General features: G+C 59.7%; 12 protein-coding genes. 5 read left to right on the top strand and 7 right to left on the bottom strand.

Going from position 1 to position 15,880, the window contains the following annotated elements:
* Window positions 1–274 precede the first annotated feature (274 nt).
* Both OOT55_RS15785 and OOT55_RS15780 read left to right on the top strand, forming a co-directional pair.
* Window positions 275–1,999 (top strand): bifunctional protein-serine/threonine kinase/phosphatase, encoded by a 1,725-nt coding sequence (locus OOT55_RS15785; RefSeq protein ID WP_265366799.1) that lies wholly within the window; start codon window positions 275–277, stop codon window positions 1,997–1,999.
* 99 nt (window positions 2,000–2,098) lie between these two features.
* On the top strand, window positions 2,099–3,364 hold the full coding sequence (locus OOT55_RS15780; protein ID WP_265365638.1) for an IS110 family transposase: 1,266 nt from the start codon (window positions 2,099–2,101) through the stop codon (window positions 3,362–3,364).
* Between the two features lie 450 nt (window positions 3,365–3,814).
* Here the strand turns inward: OOT55_RS15780 and OOT55_RS15775 are convergent, their stop codons facing one another.
* From OOT55_RS15775 to OOT55_RS15765, 3 genes are all read right to left on the bottom strand, one after another.
* Window positions 3,815–5,026, bottom strand: coding sequence for an AGE family epimerase/isomerase (locus OOT55_RS15775; protein WP_265366798.1), 1,212 nt, complete (start codon window positions 5,024–5,026; stop codon window positions 3,815–3,817).
* Window positions 5,026–6,210 (bottom strand): 4-O-beta-d-mannosyl-d-glucose phosphorylase Mgp130, encoded by a 1,185-nt coding sequence (gene mgp130, locus OOT55_RS15770; protein ID WP_265366797.1) that lies wholly within the window; start codon window positions 6,208–6,210, stop codon window positions 5,026–5,028. The genes OOT55_RS15775 and mgp130 overlap by 1 nt, the downstream gene beginning before the upstream one ends.
* 222 nt (window positions 6,211–6,432) lie before the next feature.
* Complete coding sequence (locus tag OOT55_RS15765; protein WP_265366796.1) at window positions 6,433–8,307, bottom strand: sodium:solute symporter family protein; 1,875 nt, start codon at window positions 8,305–8,307, stop codon at window positions 6,433–6,435.
* Between the two features lie 363 nt (window positions 8,308–8,670).
* On the opposite strand from OOT55_RS15765, the gene OOT55_RS15760 reads away from it, so the two are divergent.
* Both OOT55_RS15760 and OOT55_RS15755 read left to right on the top strand, forming a co-directional pair.
* On the top strand, window positions 8,671–10,257 hold the full coding sequence (locus tag OOT55_RS15760) for an MFS transporter (protein ID WP_265366795.1): 1,587 nt from the start codon (window positions 8,671–8,673) through the stop codon (window positions 10,255–10,257).
* A gap of 85 nt (window positions 10,258–10,342) precedes the next feature.
* Entirely contained in the window at window positions 10,343–11,380 is a 1,038-nt protein-coding gene (locus OOT55_RS15755; RefSeq protein WP_265366794.1) for a LacI family DNA-binding transcriptional regulator, read from the top strand.
* Between the two features lie 17 nt (window positions 11,381–11,397).
* Here the strand turns inward: OOT55_RS15755 and OOT55_RS15750 are convergent, their stop codons facing one another.
* From OOT55_RS15750 to yrfG, 4 genes are all read right to left on the bottom strand, one after another.
* Window positions 11,398–12,549, bottom strand: a complete 1,152-nt coding sequence (locus OOT55_RS15750) for an AGE family epimerase/isomerase (protein ID WP_265366793.1) — start codon at window positions 12,547–12,549, stop codon at window positions 11,398–11,400.
* A 577-nt stretch (window positions 12,550–13,126) separates the two neighbouring features.
* Window positions 13,127–14,002 (bottom strand): Hsp33 family molecular chaperone HslO, encoded by an 876-nt coding sequence (gene hslO / locus OOT55_RS15745; protein WP_265366792.1) that lies wholly within the window; start codon window positions 14,000–14,002, stop codon window positions 13,127–13,129.
* An 87-nt stretch (window positions 14,003–14,089) separates the two neighbouring features.
* Window positions 14,090–14,482 carry an RNA-binding S4 domain-containing protein gene (locus OOT55_RS15740; RefSeq protein ID WP_265368842.1) on the bottom strand — a complete coding sequence of 131 codons (393 nt, stop codon included), beginning with the start codon at window positions 14,480–14,482 and terminating at the stop codon, window positions 14,090–14,092.
* An 8-nt stretch (window positions 14,483–14,490) separates the two neighbouring features.
* Window positions 14,491–15,159, bottom strand: a complete 669-nt coding sequence (yrfG, locus tag OOT55_RS15735) for a GMP/IMP nucleotidase (RefSeq protein ID WP_265366791.1) — start codon at window positions 15,157–15,159, stop codon at window positions 14,491–14,493.
* A 39-nt stretch (window positions 15,160–15,198) separates the two neighbouring features.
* Here yrfG and nudE point away from each other — a divergent pair, with 39 nt between their 5' ends.
* Window positions 15,199–15,747: an ADP compounds hydrolase NudE gene (gene nudE / locus OOT55_RS15730; protein ID WP_265366790.1), complete on the top strand. Its 549-nt coding sequence runs from the start codon at window positions 15,199–15,201 to the stop codon at window positions 15,745–15,747.
* The last annotated feature ends 133 nt before the right edge of the window (window positions 15,748–15,880 follow it).

Raw genomic sequence — 15,880 nt, 5'->3', positions numbered from 1 at the left:
CTCCAAAGGCCTCACCCTGTCCCGACCCTCAATGCCAGCGAATAGGCACCGATGATCCACTCTAAAAAAGCCAAATAGATGGCACGGAGGGCGCTCGTGGGGTATACCGTTTGTAGACTCTCGGACGCCTACATGGATGTAGGTGTTAGAGCGACGCAGGAGCCAAAGCCGAGACAGGGAGCCGACGAGAAGCCCCCATGGATGGGTTCACGGCGGGTCTACAAACGGTATACCCCACGAGTGTCCGTACTTTCCAGCTACCACCCTAGAATTTATGGACCATATAAAATCGAAAATAACCATCGACTTTGCCCAATATAGTGACGGCGGGCGCAAAGGCGAAAATCAGGATACCATTGGGGCGCAATTGCCCGATGGCGCAGCGCTTACCCACAAAGGCATCGCCATCGCCATCGCCGATGGTGTCAGCTCCAGCGCCGCCGCGCGTGAAGCCAGCCAGACCGCCATCACCGGATTTCTCACCGACTACTACGCCACCCCCGACACCTGGAGCACCCGACAATCCGGCCAGCGGGTACTGCAATCGCTCAACCGCAGCCTCTGGGGCCTCAGTCGCAACAGCGTGCGCGGCGAAGGGCTGCTCACCACCTTCAGCACCGTCATCCTCAAAGGCACCAACGCCTACCTCTTCCACGTCGGCGACACACGCATTTACCTCTGGCGCAGCGGCCAGCTCGAACAGCTCACCCGGGACCACTGCCAGACCCTCAACCGGCACGACACCTACCTGAGCCGTGCCCTGGGCGCCGATGTCAGTGTCGACGTGGACTTTCACACGCTGGAAGTGCGCGTCGGTGATGTCTTCATACTGACCAGCGACGGCATTCACGATCACCTGCCCAACGACCGGCTGCGGGTATTGATCAAAACCCACTGCGATCACCCACAACAACTGGTCGAAAAAGCCTGCAAAGCCGCACTGGACAATGGCAGTGACGACAACCTGAGCATACAGGTGGCGGTCGTGCGTCAACTGGGGCACGCCAATCAGGACGACGCCATGGACGTGCTGGCGCGACTGCCTTTTCCGCCATTACTCGACGCAGGGCAGACCCTGGATGGATTGCGAGTGGAAAAACCACTGCACGAGTCCAACCGGAGTCAGGTCTACCGGGTGCGGGACGACGCCGGACGAACGATGATCATGAAAACCCCCTCGGTTTTATACAGCGACGACCCGGCGTACCTCGAACGGTTTGTGATGGAAGCCTGGATAGGCGCACGGATTCAGAGCCCTCAGGTCGCCAAGGTGATAGCCGGTCCCCAGCCCCGTTCGTGCCTGTACTATCTGACCGAGTACATACCCGGGCCGACGCTCGGGCAATTGATGACCGAACGCGGCCCCCTGTCCATCAATGACGCAGTGGATATTACCGGGCAGTTGATCAAGGGTATTCGCGCCTTTCATCGCAAGGAAACCCTGCATCAGGACATCAAGCCCGACAATATTGTGATGGGGCCAAAGGGGCCGGTGATCGTGGACTTCGGTTCCTGTTGGGTCGCCAGCGTCGATGAACTGGACGCGCCCTTTACCCGAGACCAGATTCTGGGAACAATGGACTACTCGGCTCCGGAATACCGATACGGCGGACAGACCGGGCCGCATTCCGACCAGTTCTCTCTGGCCGTGTTGCTCTACGAAATGCTGACGGGTCACAAGCCCTATGGAGAGGCTTACGGCAAGGCCCTGAACGAACGCCAACTGCAGAAGTTACATTATCTGCCCGCCCGCCGACACAACCCGATGGTGCCCTACTGGTTGGACAAGGCACTGGAGAAAGCCCTGAGCCTGCACCCACAGCAACGCTACGACGCGCTGTCTGAATGGTGGCAGGATCTGCAGCGGCCCAACCCGAAGTGGGAGCAGGACGCGGGGCTACCCTTATTACAACGTCGACCCGAATGGGTGTGGCCGGTGTTGGCCATCAGCGGATGGGCCATCGCCCTGGTCCTGGCCTGGCAGCTGTGGCGGCCGTAGTCAGTTATAAGGTAGAAAAAAGAAAGGGGACCCTCATAACTCGGTAACTTGCTGTAACAGCAAGGTGCGAAGAACCGAGAGCATTGGAGGTGTCCCCTTATGCGCAAGTATAACTATCGTGCCCAAAATTTCCAGAAGGTGAACTGGGATCAACTGCGTGAGCAGACGGCGGGCGAGCGGTTGATTCTGGCGATTGATGTGGCCAAGAAGGACTTCTACGTGGCGCTGATGAAGCCGGACCGGACGGTTCTGAAGACCATCCGCTGGGAGCATCCGCAACAGAGCCCGGCCCTGCTGCGGGAACTGGCGAACCTCAAGGCTCAGCGCCTGGAGGCGGTCATGGAGCCGACCGGTACCTATGGCGACGCCTTGCGCTACCAGTTGAGAGCTCTGGGTGCCGAAATCTACCGGGTCAGCCCCAAGCGGGTGCACGACGCCGCTGAAGTGTATGACGGGGTCCCGAGCCTGCACGACGCCAAGGCGGCTTACCTGATCGGCCGGCTGCACCTGGATGGCATCAGTCAGCGCTGGCGCGAGCCGAGTGAAGCGCGTCGAGCTCTGCGAGCCTTACTGAATCGGCTGGAGCAGGTACAGGAGCGCCACCAGCGGGCACTGAATCGGCTCGAAGCGTTGTTGGCCCGGCACTGGCCGGAGGCGCTGTGCTGGCTGACATTGCAGAGCGCCAGCTTGCTGCACCTGCTGGCCGAGTACGGCGACCCGGTTCGGGTGACGGCACAGCCGGAGCAGGCGGACCGACTGCTGCGCCGAGTCGGTGGGCACATGCTTAAGACGTCCAAGCGCGAAGGCCTGCTGCGCAGTGCCGCCACGACCTTGGGCGTGCCGGTGGTCGAGACCGAACACGAACTCATCCGGGCCCTGGCCCAGGAGATGCTGGACACACGGGCGCAGTCCCGCGAGCTGGAGCGAGCGCTGTCCGAGCACGTCGAGCACACCCGGGAGCTGGCCTGGATGGCCGAGGCACTGGGCCATAACAGCGCGGTGGTGCTTTACTGTGCCCTGGGTTCGGCCAATGACTACCCGCGTGCGGCCAGCTATCTGAAAGCGGCGGGGCTGAACCTCAAAGAGCGCTCCAGCGGCAAACACAAAGGGCAGCTGAAGCTGACCAAGCGAGGGCCCGGGGTGGTGCGCCACTACCTGTACTTCGCCGCCCTTCGCCTGATACGTCAATCAGGCCCGGCCAGAGCCTGGTATGACGCCAAGCTGGCCCGACACCGAGGCCCCAAGGGCAAACTGATCATCGCGCTGATGCGCAAGCTGGCCAAGGCGCTGTGGCATGTGGCTCAAGGCAAGCGGTTCGATCCGGCCAAGCTCTTTGCCGAGCCACCCCGGGCCGAAGTGGCATAAGCACCACCGAGTCGACCGATGAGGACGAACAGAGACGAGCAACAGGAGCGAGCAATGAGTTAATCCAGCCGTAACACGCTGGCAACGAGTCTTCCTTCGGGCTGACCTTCGATCCGACCTCTAGCCCAGTCTTGAGGCTCCTAAGTAGTCAAGAGGCAGCCCGCGGGATGATCCATGGAACGCGATACCCAAGGTAACTGAGTTGATGCCGCCAGGCGGACATCCGATGCGAGAGGTTCGGTTGACCCCATGGACGTTCATCCGGGAGGCCTTCGAGCTGGCACACAGGCTAAACACACGAGTACCACCGGCATGTGCGTCAACGACTCAGGCAATGCCAGCAGACTCGTGTGCCCAACAGGCAGGTAAAATGATTAAATAAAGGGACTTGACTGAGTTATGAGAGGTCGGATTGGCAAAGCGTAATCCGACAATACAAACCGGAGTGCTTCATTTGAGCAGACGCAGCATTTCCAACATGGCCCGACCATTATGGTAAGGCCCCTTCCAGGGGCCGAGCTTGTACGAAGGCGCGTGATTCTGATCATCCAGGGTCGACAACCACAGCCATTCGCCGTTGTCGGCGCGGTGATGGCGTTTGATAAACGACCAGAGTCGCTCAGCCGCCGCGACGAAACGCTTGTTGCCGGACAGGGTATAGGCTTTGTAGTAACCCACCATGGCTTCGGCCTGCACCCACCAGACCCGTTCGTGATTGAAGGCCTGAGTCGCAAACTCAAAACCGTCGTACATTTCGCCGTGCTCACCCATGGCTTCGCGCAGGCATACCTCGGCAATTCCCAGAATACTCGACTGTAAACGCTCACTGACGGCCCGCTCATTGAGCGACTCGGTGGCTTTTGCCAACAGCCAACTGCACTCAATGTCGTGTCCATAGGTATAACCGGGCGAGTGATCTTCCCAGTTGTGATCCATGAACATGCGCAGGTGAAAATTGTCTTTGTTGATGATGTGTCGATCAAAACAGTCAATCGCGTAACGCAGCGCGTCGGCGACCGAAGCGCGGGCATCCACCTGATACAGGGTGGTGTACGCCTCCACCACATGCAGGTGGGTGTTCATGGTTTTCGGGAAGTTCAGGTCCTTGTCACTCAGGCGAACATCATCCAGAACGCCCCACCCCCGGTTGAACGCTTCCAGGTAACCGCCCCTCGTACCATCGACGGTATGACGCTCCAGTAACTCAAAGGTGCTCCGGGCTTCCTGCAAAGCCCGAGGCTCCCCGGTCAGTTGGTAGTAAGCAACCAATGCATAGATCGCAAAGGCCTGGGCGTACACCTGCTTTTTTGTATCCTTGGGTCGACCGGACGCATCCAGCGTCCAGAAAAAGCCGCCCTGTGCCTCATCCAGAAAATGGGTCAGAAGATACCGGTAACCGCGCTCGGCGGCCGCGCGATAGCGGGGGTCATCCACCGCTTGAGCCAGTTCGCTGAAAAACCACAGGATACGTGTGTTCAGCACGATTCCCTTGTCAGCTTCCCTCACCGGCACATTATCGACACCGACCTCACCGTAGAATCCGTCACGCTCGGGATCCTGGGCATATGCCAGCCACCAGTCGGCGATACACAGCAGCTCCGAATAGAATTCCTGACTCATCCCCGACCGTCGGGTGTGTACAGCGGGCTCGTGTAACGCCATCAGTTTTTCATTCCTTCCAGCAGCTTGAGGTTGGCCTCAATCAGTTGCTTTCGCGTTGCCACCGACGCCGCAGAACGCAGCCCATCCTCCGGCGTATTGATCGCATAATCCACCAGTTTGTCGACGGTCGATGTCGCCACATGCATGCGGGTATCGGATGAGGCGTAATAGATGAACACCTCGTTGTTGTCGTTGACGATCCAGCCATTGGCAAACGCCACATTGGATACATCCCCCACCCGCTCATCCCCTTTGGGGGCAATAAAATGACCGCCGGGGCGATGGGTGACCACCCAGGGTCGCTCCAGCTCGGTCATGAACACGTACAGCACGTAACGCAACCCCGCGGCAGTGTTGCGCACCCCGTGGGCCAGATGCAGCCAGCCGTGATCGGTTTTGATGGGCGCCGGGCCCTGACCGTTTTTCACTTCCTTGATGGTGTGGTATTCCTTGCCGTCGACAATCACTTCGTTTTTGATCTCGGCGCTGTCCATCGAGCGGCACAGCCCCCAGCCGATGCCACCGCCTTTACCCACGCTGATAAAACCGTCTTGTGGGCGGGTGTACAGCGCGTATTGACCGTCCACAAACTCCGGATGCAGAACGACGTTGCGCTGTTGACCGGAATAGGTGATGAGGTCCGGCAGCCGCTCCCAGCTCACCAGATCCCTGGTCCGCGCTATGCCGCACTGAGCCTCCGCCGCCGACAGGTCATCGGGCCGGCGTTCGTCTTTGCGTTCGGTACAGAACAGGCCGTAGATATAGCCGTCTTCGTGGGCAGTCAGCCGCATGTCGTAGACATTGGTATCGGGCCGTTCGGTTTCCGGCAGCGTGATGGGGTATTCCCGAAAACGGAAGTTGTCCACCCCGTTGGGACTCTCGGCGATCGCAAAAAAGGACTTCCGGTCATCGCCTTCCACACGCACCGCCAGAAGGTATTTGCCCTCCCAGAAAAGCGCTCCGGAATTGAACGTGGCATTCACCCCCAGCCGCTCCATCAGGTGAGGATTGCTGGCCGGATTCAGGTCATAACGCCAGAACACCGGCGTATGCGCAGCGGTCAGAATCGGGTATTGCCAACGCTGGTAAATACCGTTGCCACCCGGGACAGGCTGGTTCTTGCGGGTAATCAGAGTTTCATGGTCGCTCAGCAGCGACCGCACGGCTTGTTGAAAATCGCTCATGTACAAGGGGTCCTGACAGTTGACCGGGCAAAGGCGAGCCGCCCGGCAAGTATTCGAAAGTCGTATTCGGCGTAACGTATGGAGCACGGGCCGGATGAAGCCGGCCGACACCCCGTGATGCCACCTAATGTAATCGGTTACAACCCGGATTGCAAGGTTTCGGGCCACTCGATGGTCCCTGCGACCGCTTCTGTTTCACTCAGACGCACGGACCATCTGCCATCAATGCCTGGAGACAATATGGGCGTCCGCTTCCCGGACCATCTCGGCGGGCATATCGTCCGGATAATCCTCCAGCTTGCACCACCAGTTGCGCCACAGAAACAGGCTGGTCAGCACGACCACCAGTGTGGCCAGCGCGAACTCCTGCCAGTGCTGGATCACCATGAAGATCGGCATCGCCACCAGAGCGGTTTGCCACACCACCCCCACCACCACATTGAGCGCATCGCGGGCAAAGTGCGGGTTGACCTTCACCCCGGGATGGTCGGCCTGCACCGCTTCTCGCACCGGCCCCCAGAACCCCCAGGGACGCACTTTCACATAGAAACGCTTGAGCACCTCGATATCATCCGGCGCGGTCAGTAACGATGCCAGCACGCAGGCCAGCAGACAGGCCACCAACATGTAGGGGAAGGCGTACAGCGGGTCCAGATCGGTCATCGCCGGCAGCGCCAGGGCAATGATCAACCCCACCACCATGCCAAAGAAGTATCCGTAACCGTTAAAGCGCCACCAATACCACTTCAGCACATTGGAGGCCGCGTAGGCACCGTAGAGCCCACTGACAATCCAGGAAATGATTTCGTGCAGCGTGGGGATAAACAGCCCAATGCCAACGCCCACCACCACAAATGCGATGGAGACCAGATAGCTCAAATAGACATAGCGCTTCGGCTCGGCCTCATCGTTGATATAGCGCTTGTAGATATCATTGACCACATAGGCCGGCGCCGCATTGGTGGTCGCGGCAAAAGTGGACATGAACGCGGCCAGCAAGCCGGCAATCAGCAGCCCGAGTAAACCCGTGGGAACATAGTGCTTCATGGCTAACGGCAGTATCTGCTCAAAATCCACCGCATCGCCCATGGCCCGCAGATCGTCCATGAAAAAGGCCAGCGCCAGAACCGTCAGGCCGGTAATCAGCATATAGCGCGGAAACAGCATCACCACATTGACAAACCAACTGACCTTGGCCGCTTCAACGGGTGACTGGGCAGAGAGAATGCGTTGCATATCGTAGTTGGGCGCCGGGCCCGCCATGCTCACCAGAATGCCCTTGAGCAACATGAGCATGAAGAACACACCAAACAGATCGTAGCCGTCGGCGGCGATGCGTGCGTTGGCCGCTTCCAGGGTACCGCCCCAGTCCAGATCGAGCGTCCACCCAATGCCCACACTGGTCCACCCGTCGGGGATGATCGCCTGCAACACCTCGGGGGAGACCTGCTGCATGGCAATGATACCCACCGCCACACAGGCGATGGTCATGATGAAGAACTGCAGCACCTCGGTGAATACCACACTGAACATGCCGCCCTTGACCACATACACCGTCGTGACCGCCGTGATGATCAGACCGTAATAGATTTCATTCCAGTAAGTGTCGGGATGTAATTGCCAGGGCAGAAACACGGCGGCGAACTTGCCGATCCCGATAAAACCGTAGGCCAGAAAGCTCAGCACGCCAATCAGTGCGAAGGCCACCACGCTCAGGTGTGAGAGGCGCGCGCCCAGACCATCTCCAAACCGGAAAGTGATCCATTCCGCGCCAGTCATCACCCCGGAGCGGCGCAACCACACCGAGAGGAAAACCATCAGGAAAATCTGGTTGAACACCGGCCAGAGCCAGGGAATGTAGATGCTGGTCAGCCCATAGATGAACAGCAACGACACCAGCCACATGGTACCGCTGATATCGAATTGCCCGGAGGCGTTGGAAATACCCAGGTAATACCAGCGCAGTTTGTTGCCACCCAGAAAATAACTGCGGATATTGTCCGAAGCCCGACGCGACACCCACAGACCCACCCCGAGGGTGGCAACGCCGTACAGCAGGATGATCGCGAGATCCAACGGGGCGAGATTGAACTGCATAGTGAAGAGTCCCATTATTATTGACGGGGTCGCGGTCAACCCGTGTTGAGTGCCGATCCCGTTGTCATGGCCATTCACGGCACGGCAAAACGCCCCGTGAACGCTGAAAGAGGCGCAAATGTAACCGGTTCCACAATGCATTGCAAGCGCCGCTCCGCCCGCACACCCCCGATCACTGGCATCCAACCTCTCATCCGGCTGTACAACCTCGGGAGAGGCGATTATCCTAGCTCCGCTTACAGTCGCAGGGACCACATCAGAGAACCCTGTGGGCCTGAGGGATGCCGCCTCCTGCAGGCGCCTCCCGCAATCGGCACAGGCTCCGGCTTCCACACAACCACATAATAAATAATGAGGTGTTCAGTGAACGAACCTTCCCAGCACAAACTATCGCTTCTCGAGAAATCCGGCTACGCCATGGGTGATGCCGCCGCCAATCTGGTATGGCGCGGTGCACTGCCCTACCTCGCCATTTTCTATACCGACACCCTCGGCATTTCCGCCGCGGCCGCGGCGCTACTGCTATTGTTGGTACGCCTGTCGGACGGTATGACCGACATTGTGATGGGCATGGTGGCTGACCGTACCCAGTCCCGCCACGGGCGCTTCCGCCCCTGGATTCTCTGGTCCGCCCCGGTGCTGGGCCTGTTTATGGTGCTGGCCTTTACCGCCCCCGACCTCAGCCCCGAGATGAAGCTGGTCTGGGCCTACTTCACCTACATCGGCCTGACCCTGGCCTACACGGTGAACAACGTCCCCTACTCCGCCCTGATGGGCGTAATGACCCCCAGTCACAATGAGCGCAGCGTGCTCTCCGGCTACCGTTTTGCCGGCGCCTTTCTGGGCGGCATTCTGGTGATGGGCTTCACCCCCATGATGGTGGAGTATTTTGGCCAGGGCGATTCCGCCCAAGGGTACCAGCGGACCATGTACGTGTTCGCGGCACTGCTGGTCACACTCTGTATCATCACCTTCGTCACCACTCGTGAACGGGTCGAGTCGGCAGCCAACCAGGCGTCTCTCGGCCAGGAACTGAAGGATCTGGCGTTCAACCTGCCCCTGATCATTGTGCCACTGATGGCCATATCGGCTTTTTTCTACAGCCTGACCCAGGGCCCGGATGCCCGCTATACCCTCGACCCGACCATCACCGGGCTGGTGTGTCTGCTGGTTCTGGCGGGTACCGGCTATTTTGTACGGCGCCTGATCCGCATGCCCGAGAGCGCCACCACCCCGTCACAGCGGGACCTGATCGACCTGCTCACCAACAAACCCTGGCTGATGGTTCTGGGTCTGGGCTTTCTGACCATGCTGTTTAACGGCATCAAGTACGGCGTAGTGGCCTATTACTTCACCCACTACGTGGGCGACGCGGCCCTGGCCGGGATCTACTTCATGGTGCTGCTGGCGGTGTCCATTGTCGCGGCGCTGACCGCCGGTTACCTGGGCCGACTGCTGGGCAAGAAAACCCTGTTTATCATTTCCCTGGCCGTCAGCGGTGCGTTGACGTGCCTCATTGTTTTCCTGCCGCCCGAGCAATACCTCTGGGTATTTGTGATTGGTGGCGCTGCAGAATTTTTCGCCGCCTTCATGCCGGTGCTCACCTTCAGCATGCTCGGCGACACGGCGGACTATTCCGAGTGGAAACACGGGCGCCGGGCGACGGGGCTGTTCTACTCGGCGGGTACCTTCATCCAGAAAACCGGCGGCGGCTTCGCCGGGGCGCTGGTGTTGGTCGTACTGGCCGGCTACGGCTATGTTGGCACCGACCCGGATACCATCAAGGCGGCCACCGCCGGTATGGTGCATCTGATGAGCTGGATTCCGGCCCTGTTCGCCTTCCTGGCCATTTTGCTGCTGGTGGTGTATCCGTTAAACGCCGAGCGCATGAATCAGATAGAATATGAACTGCGCCTGCGCCGCCGCGAAGCGGGGGTCAGCGACAGCTGATGCGAAGGGATTGGCGCCAGCCGCGGAATACGGTACCTTGTAAGGCTGACCTGTCGGCCGTCCAATCCAATAAACGAGTTACGCTATGTCCAGCATTCGAGATGTCGCCCGCGAGGCGGGTGTCTCCGTCGCCACGGTATCACGTGCCCTGAGCATGCCCGAAAAGGTCTCCGAAGAGGCCATGAACAAGGTGCACCGCGCCATCGAAAAGGTCGGCTACCGACCCAACATGCTGGCCCGCAACTTCCGCTCGGCGCGCTCTTACGCCATCGTGGTACTGGTCCCGGACATCGCCAACCCCTTTTACTCTCTGGTCATCCGCGCCATCGAGGACCGCGCCCAACAAAAGGGCTACGCGGTCCTGCTCGGGGATACCCGGGGCACGCCGGAGCGTGAGCTGGAGTACATCCGCCGGGTGGAAACCCGGCTGGCGGACGGCCTGCTGCAACTGCGCCCCCACTCGGAAAAAACCCACAATGTGATTCCGCCGGACATCGCCACGGTCAACGCCTGTGGCTGTGAGTACACCACCGGTCCGTCGGTGCGCATCGACAACCGGGGCGCGGCAAAAACCATCGTGGATTACCTGATCTCTCTGGGGCACCGACGCATCGGCGCCATCTCGGGCCTGAAGGACAACCCGCACGCCATCGATCGGATGAAAGGGTATAAAGAAAGCCTGGCCGAACACGGCATTCCATTCGACCCGGACCTGGTGGCCGAAGGCGACTTCACCATGTGGTCGGGCCTGAACAGCGCCTTTCAGTTCTGCCACATGAAAAACCGGCCCACCGCCATCTTCTCCACCAATGACGAAATGGCCATTGGCGCCATTCAGACGCTGAAGTCCCAGGGCATCCGGGTGCCGGAAGATATGTCGGTCACCGGTTTTGACGATATCGCCTACGCCAAGTACACCGATCCGAGCCTGACCACCATGTCCCAGCCCGCCGAGGAAATGGGCAAAATGGCCATGGACATGCTGCTCAAAATCATTGAAGGCGAACCTCTGACCCAGACCGAGTGCGTGTTACCGACGGAGTTCATTATCCGCAAAAGTACCGCCCCGGCACCGGGCGCCGAACTGCCCAACACCCCCAAAAAGGTCACCCCCGCCTCCTGATCAGGGTGGGCGCCCGCCTAGAGGCCGACCCGACCTTTAACGTAGTCCGCCACCTCGGCGGCCAGCACCACCAGATGGTACAGGGTGCTGGCGGGCGCCTTGTCCAACACCACCTCATCATCGGCACCGCGCTGATCAACATAGGCGCCGGGCGTGGTTGCGGTCAGGTAGTAGGTGAACAGATCATCAATCGCTCGCACGGCCCGGGCTTCCGCCTCCGGATCGCCGGCACGGGCGCGCACCAGACTGCCCTTGATCAACTCGGTCAGCCCCCAGCAGCGCTTGGTGTTTTTGAGAGGCGTACCGTCGGGCAGCACCTCATCCAGCACCAGGCCAGAGCCCACCTGGCCAATGGCCAACCCCCGGCGATACAGCGCCTCGGTATAGACATCGACCGGGTGCCCACTCAGGCGGTGGTACCAGTCCAGCAACCACACCCATTCGAACATGTGCCCCGGCTCCACCGGTGCCTGCTCAGGAGCGTGCTTCAGGCGCCAGTCTTCTTCAAAAAACTCGAACAGCACAGCCCGCTCCGGGTCGAAGAAGCGCGTTTGAAACAGCGCAAACAACTCGCCGGCCCGGGCCAGCCACTTCCCGTCACCACTGGCTTCATGGAGCGCCATCATGGCCTCGAACAAATGCATATGGGGGTTCTGACGACGCTGCTCATACTCGTAGTCGCCTTCCGTCCAACCGCCATGCACCGAGGCGAAGCACCGATCCAGATGGCTCATCAGCGTCTCGGCGCCGTCCAGATAAGCCTTGTCCCCAAACGCCCGGTAACACCAGGCATAGGCGAGCAGGAAAAACGCGTGATCGTACAGATCCTGCTTCTGATCAATGACCTGGAAGTCCGGACTCATCAGGTGGGTAAAGCCGCCCCCCGCGTGGGGATGGGCCGCCCGCTCGACCACAAAGCGCATCAGTTGGCGGGCCATGGCCTCGCCGTCGCACCAGCCGCGCGCGGTGGAAAACGCAAATGCAAACGCCTGTCGGGCCTGCACACGCACCCGGATATTGGCGCCACGGTCGATGGAACCATCGGCATTCAGAGCCTCCCAATGCCCCCCTTGCTCAGGGTTCAGGCCAACCTGCTGCCATAGTGGCAGCGATTCTTGGGCGATCCAGCGCTCGAGACGCTCGGCCGCGTCCTTGAGGGTGTGAGTCATATCCGGTATTTCCAGCCATACAGGTTCATCAGGAATGAGGGGTGCTTTCGCACCGACGACAGTTTACCCATGAAGGCATTGCAGAGCACCCCCGAAATAAAGCACCCCGGCTGGGAACAGCCGGGGTGAAAGGGTACAACAGCTTGGGTAAAAAGCTCACCGCGCACAGCCGCCGATCCTGGCGACGCCCACAGCGGCACTGATCGGCACAGGATGAAATCGGTTTACCGCAGGATAACCCACGTCTCGTGCCCATCAGGGTGGTATTGTGCGCACTTTTGTAACCGGTTTCAACACATTCCGGAAAATTCCCGGTCAGCGAATCAGAAAGTCAGGAAACCAGAACGAAAAAAGCCGGGCTACCAACGCAGCCCGGCAAAACATGGAGAGAACAAAAGATACAACCAAAACAACGTCTACCAAGACACAGCTCTGCCTGGCGGTCGCAAGGGGTGCCTGCAACCCGGGCGGGAGCCCTGAAAGGGGACGGGCCCACGCCACACCAGGGACATCGCTTATGGTAATAATGAGTATAAGACCGGATTCGCGATATTGTCAAGGTGACAATAAAGATTTTTCAGTGCAGCGTCTGATCGCCCAGCAGTTCCCGGATATCGCCGGCATTGAATGAATAATGCTGATTGCAGAACTGACAATCGATGCTGATCTTGCCCCCCTGCTCAATCAGCAACTGGTCCACCTCTTCGCGCCCCAGTGAGAGCAGTGCATTGGCACTGCGCTCGCGGGAACAACTGCAGCGAAAACGCAGCTCGCTGGGATCGAACAGGCGCAACTGATACTCGTTGAACAGCCGATACAGGACATCGGCATGGGGCAGCCCCAGCAACTCCTCGGACTTGACCGTCGAGGCCAGGGTTCCCAGGGTCTCCCAGTGATCCCGGTTCTCGTCCGGCTCCGCCTGCTTCTGGGTCGGTAGCGCCTGGAGCATCAGTCCGGTACAGGCATGATCACCGGTGGCGAACCACAGCCGGGTTTTGAGCTGCTCTGACTGGTAAAAGTAATGCTCAAGACACTCCGCCAGGCTGTCGCTGTCCATGGGCACCACCCCCTGATAGCGCTCGCCCTGCTCCGGCTCGATGGTGATGGCCATGATGCCTTTGCCCAGCAACTCTCCCACACCATGCCCCTGAGGCCGGTCGTTGGCGTCCTTCAGACGAATAATACCGCGCAGATTCTTGTGGTAGTCGCATTCGGCCATCACCATACTGACCGCACCATCGCCCTGGGCCTGAAGGCTGATCATGCCGTTGAACTTCAGGGTATTGCTCAGCAGCGCCACCGCCGCCAGGAATTCTCCGAGCAGCTCACGCACGCCATCCGGATAGGGGTTGTTGTTCATGACCTCCCGGTAGCTGTCGCCCAGAGTGACAATTTCACCCCGGACGTCGCATTCATCGAACAGAAAACGGTGCAGTAAGTCGTTATCGAACATGGGGATTTGAGGTCTCTTTGTAGATATGGCACCCGTGACGGTGCACTAAGATCGTTTTTGACACCATGTAGGTGCCGGGTGGACGCTTTACGGTTCCAGTTCCTGGCGCCGGAAGCGATGGATCTGGCGACGCTCCTTCTTGTTCGGCCGGTGGTCGCTGATGATCTGGCCGGCGAGCCCACCGGCCTTGCGCTGCGCTGCCCGCTCCTCACGCAGGGCAAGGCTCTCAGCGGTTTCCTCATAGAGCAACTGGGCCTCGGGGGCGCCCCGGCGCTGATCCGACAGGGCGCGAACCGTCACGACCTTGTCGTCGAACCCCTGACGGATTTTCAGGGTGAGCCCCACGGTGATCTCCTTACTCGGCTTCACCCGTTGCCCGTCACACTGGACTTTGCCGCCCTCGACAGCCTGCTTGGCGATGCTGCGGGTTTTGAAAAACCGGGCAGCCCACAGCCATTTGTCGATACGGACTTTCTCCAAAGGGTCACTCATGCGCTTTTCGGTCGTTCCGGGGGTGTAATTTCATCGAAATGGTGAATGGCCGGGTAATCCTCCACCAACCGCTCGTTCTGGCTGTCCGGCTGATGGATACACAGCAGGTGGCGGATACCGTAGTCACGGGCCGAGGCCAGCACCCGCGGGGTATCGTCCACAAACAGGGTCCGCTCCGGGTCAAAGGGCTCCCGCTCTTTCAGGCGATCCCAGAACACCCGGGATTCTTTGGACTCCTTCAGCTCGTGAGACGAAATGATACCATCCAACCAGCGGTCAATGGCGGTCTCCTCCAGCTTGAGGGACAGACTCAGCGGGTGCGCGTTGGTCACCAGAATCCGGCGTTTGCCGTGCTCCTGCAGACGGGTCAGGAAGGTTTCCACATGGGGACGAATCCGGATTTTGTGGCGCACCTCTTCCTTCAGGCCCCGGATATCCAGCGACAGTGAGCGGGACCAGTGCTCCAGGCAATACCACTCCAGGGTGCCCTGGCGCGCTTCAATGCGCTCCATCAGGAACTCGGTCGCCACCGCCTGATCCAGCCCGTGGATTTCCGCGTAGCGCTTGGGGAGGTGATTCAGCCAAAAATAGTTGTCGAAATGGAGGTCCAACAGGGTACCATCCATATCGAGCAGCACGGTGTCGATCTCTTGCCAATTGATCATGCCGGGAACAGCCTATTACAACGGAGTTTGATGTCCAGTATGCCCAGAAAACCCGAGATATTAAAGCGCCACACCGTAGCCCGCAGCCGCCTGTTCCGCGCCGACGAGCTGCTGCTGCGCTTCAGTAATGGCGAAGAGCGCGTGTATGAGAAGCTCTGTGCCGGTGGCCCCGGAGCGGTGTTGATGGTGCCCATACTGGACGACGGCCGGGTGGTGATGATCCGGGAGTACGCCGCGGGCATCCACGATTACCACCTGGCGCTGCCCAAGGGTGCCGTGGATCGGGGCGAGGAGATCCTGGATGCCGCCAACCGCGAGCTCAAAGAAGAAACCGGCTACGGCGCCCGGGACCTGCGCTTTCTCAAACGGATGCACCTATCGCCCGCCTACATGGAGCACGGTATCAACGTGATTCTCGCCCGGGATCTCTATCCGGAAACCCTCGAGGGAGACGAGCCCGAACCGATCGAGGTGGTCCCCATGGTGTTTGATGACCTGCTGGAACTCGCCATGCGGGACGAGGTGTGTGAAGGGCGCTCTATTGCCGCGTTATTTTACGCCAAAGCCTGGCTCGACCGGCACGGCTGACACCACAGGTTCCGGGCCTTATAACCCACCGGGAGGAGCCGCGCGCCAAACGCCGGTTTTGGTAACAAAACAGTCTATCGGAACACAGAACGGCGCAGGCAAACTGGACTATCCTAGACATCAAAGGACACGC

It is taken from the genome of Marinimicrobium sp. C6131, from assembly GCF_026153455.1.
Classification (GTDB): domain Bacteria; phylum Pseudomonadota; class Gammaproteobacteria; order Pseudomonadales; family Cellvibrionaceae; genus Marinimicrobium.
The sequence above is the reverse complement of the archived record's forward strand: the minus strand, read 5'-3'. Positions and strand labels throughout refer to the sequence as shown.

What these genes read in the sequence shown, in the direction of transcription:
- nudE (WP_265366790.1), top strand. Translation starts at nt 15,199, where the DNA reads ATGCCCAGAAAACCCGAGATATTAAAGCGCCACACCGTAGCCCGCAGC.
- yrfG (WP_265366791.1), bottom strand. Translation starts at nt 15,159, where the DNA reads ATGATCAATTGGCAAGAGATCGACACCGTGCTGCTCGATATGGATGGT.
- mgp130 (WP_265366797.1), bottom strand. Translation starts at nt 6,210, where the DNA reads ATGAGCGATTTTCAACAAGCCGTGCGGTCGCTGCTGAGCGACCATGAA.
- OOT55_RS15765 (WP_265366796.1), bottom strand. Translation starts at nt 8,307, where the DNA reads ATGCAGTTCAATCTCGCCCCGTTGGATCTCGCGATCATCCTGCTGTAC.
- OOT55_RS15755 (WP_265366794.1), top strand. Translation starts at nt 10,343, where the DNA reads ATGTCCAGCATTCGAGATGTCGCCCGCGAGGCGGGTGTCTCCGTCGCC.
- OOT55_RS15785 (WP_265366799.1), top strand. Translation starts at nt 275, where the DNA reads ATGGACCATATAAAATCGAAAATAACCATCGACTTTGCCCAATATAGT.
- OOT55_RS15775 (WP_265366798.1), bottom strand. Translation starts at nt 5,026, where the DNA reads ATGGCGTTACACGAGCCCGCTGTACACACCCGACGGTCGGGGATGAGT.
- hslO (WP_265366792.1), bottom strand. Translation starts at nt 14,002, where the DNA reads ATGTTCGATAACGACTTACTGCACCGTTTTCTGTTCGATGAATGCGAC.
- OOT55_RS15780 (WP_265365638.1), top strand. Translation starts at nt 2,099, where the DNA reads ATGCGCAAGTATAACTATCGTGCCCAAAATTTCCAGAAGGTGAACTGG.
- OOT55_RS15750 (WP_265366793.1), bottom strand. Translation starts at nt 12,549, where the DNA reads ATGACTCACACCCTCAAGGACGCGGCCGAGCGTCTCGAGCGCTGGATC.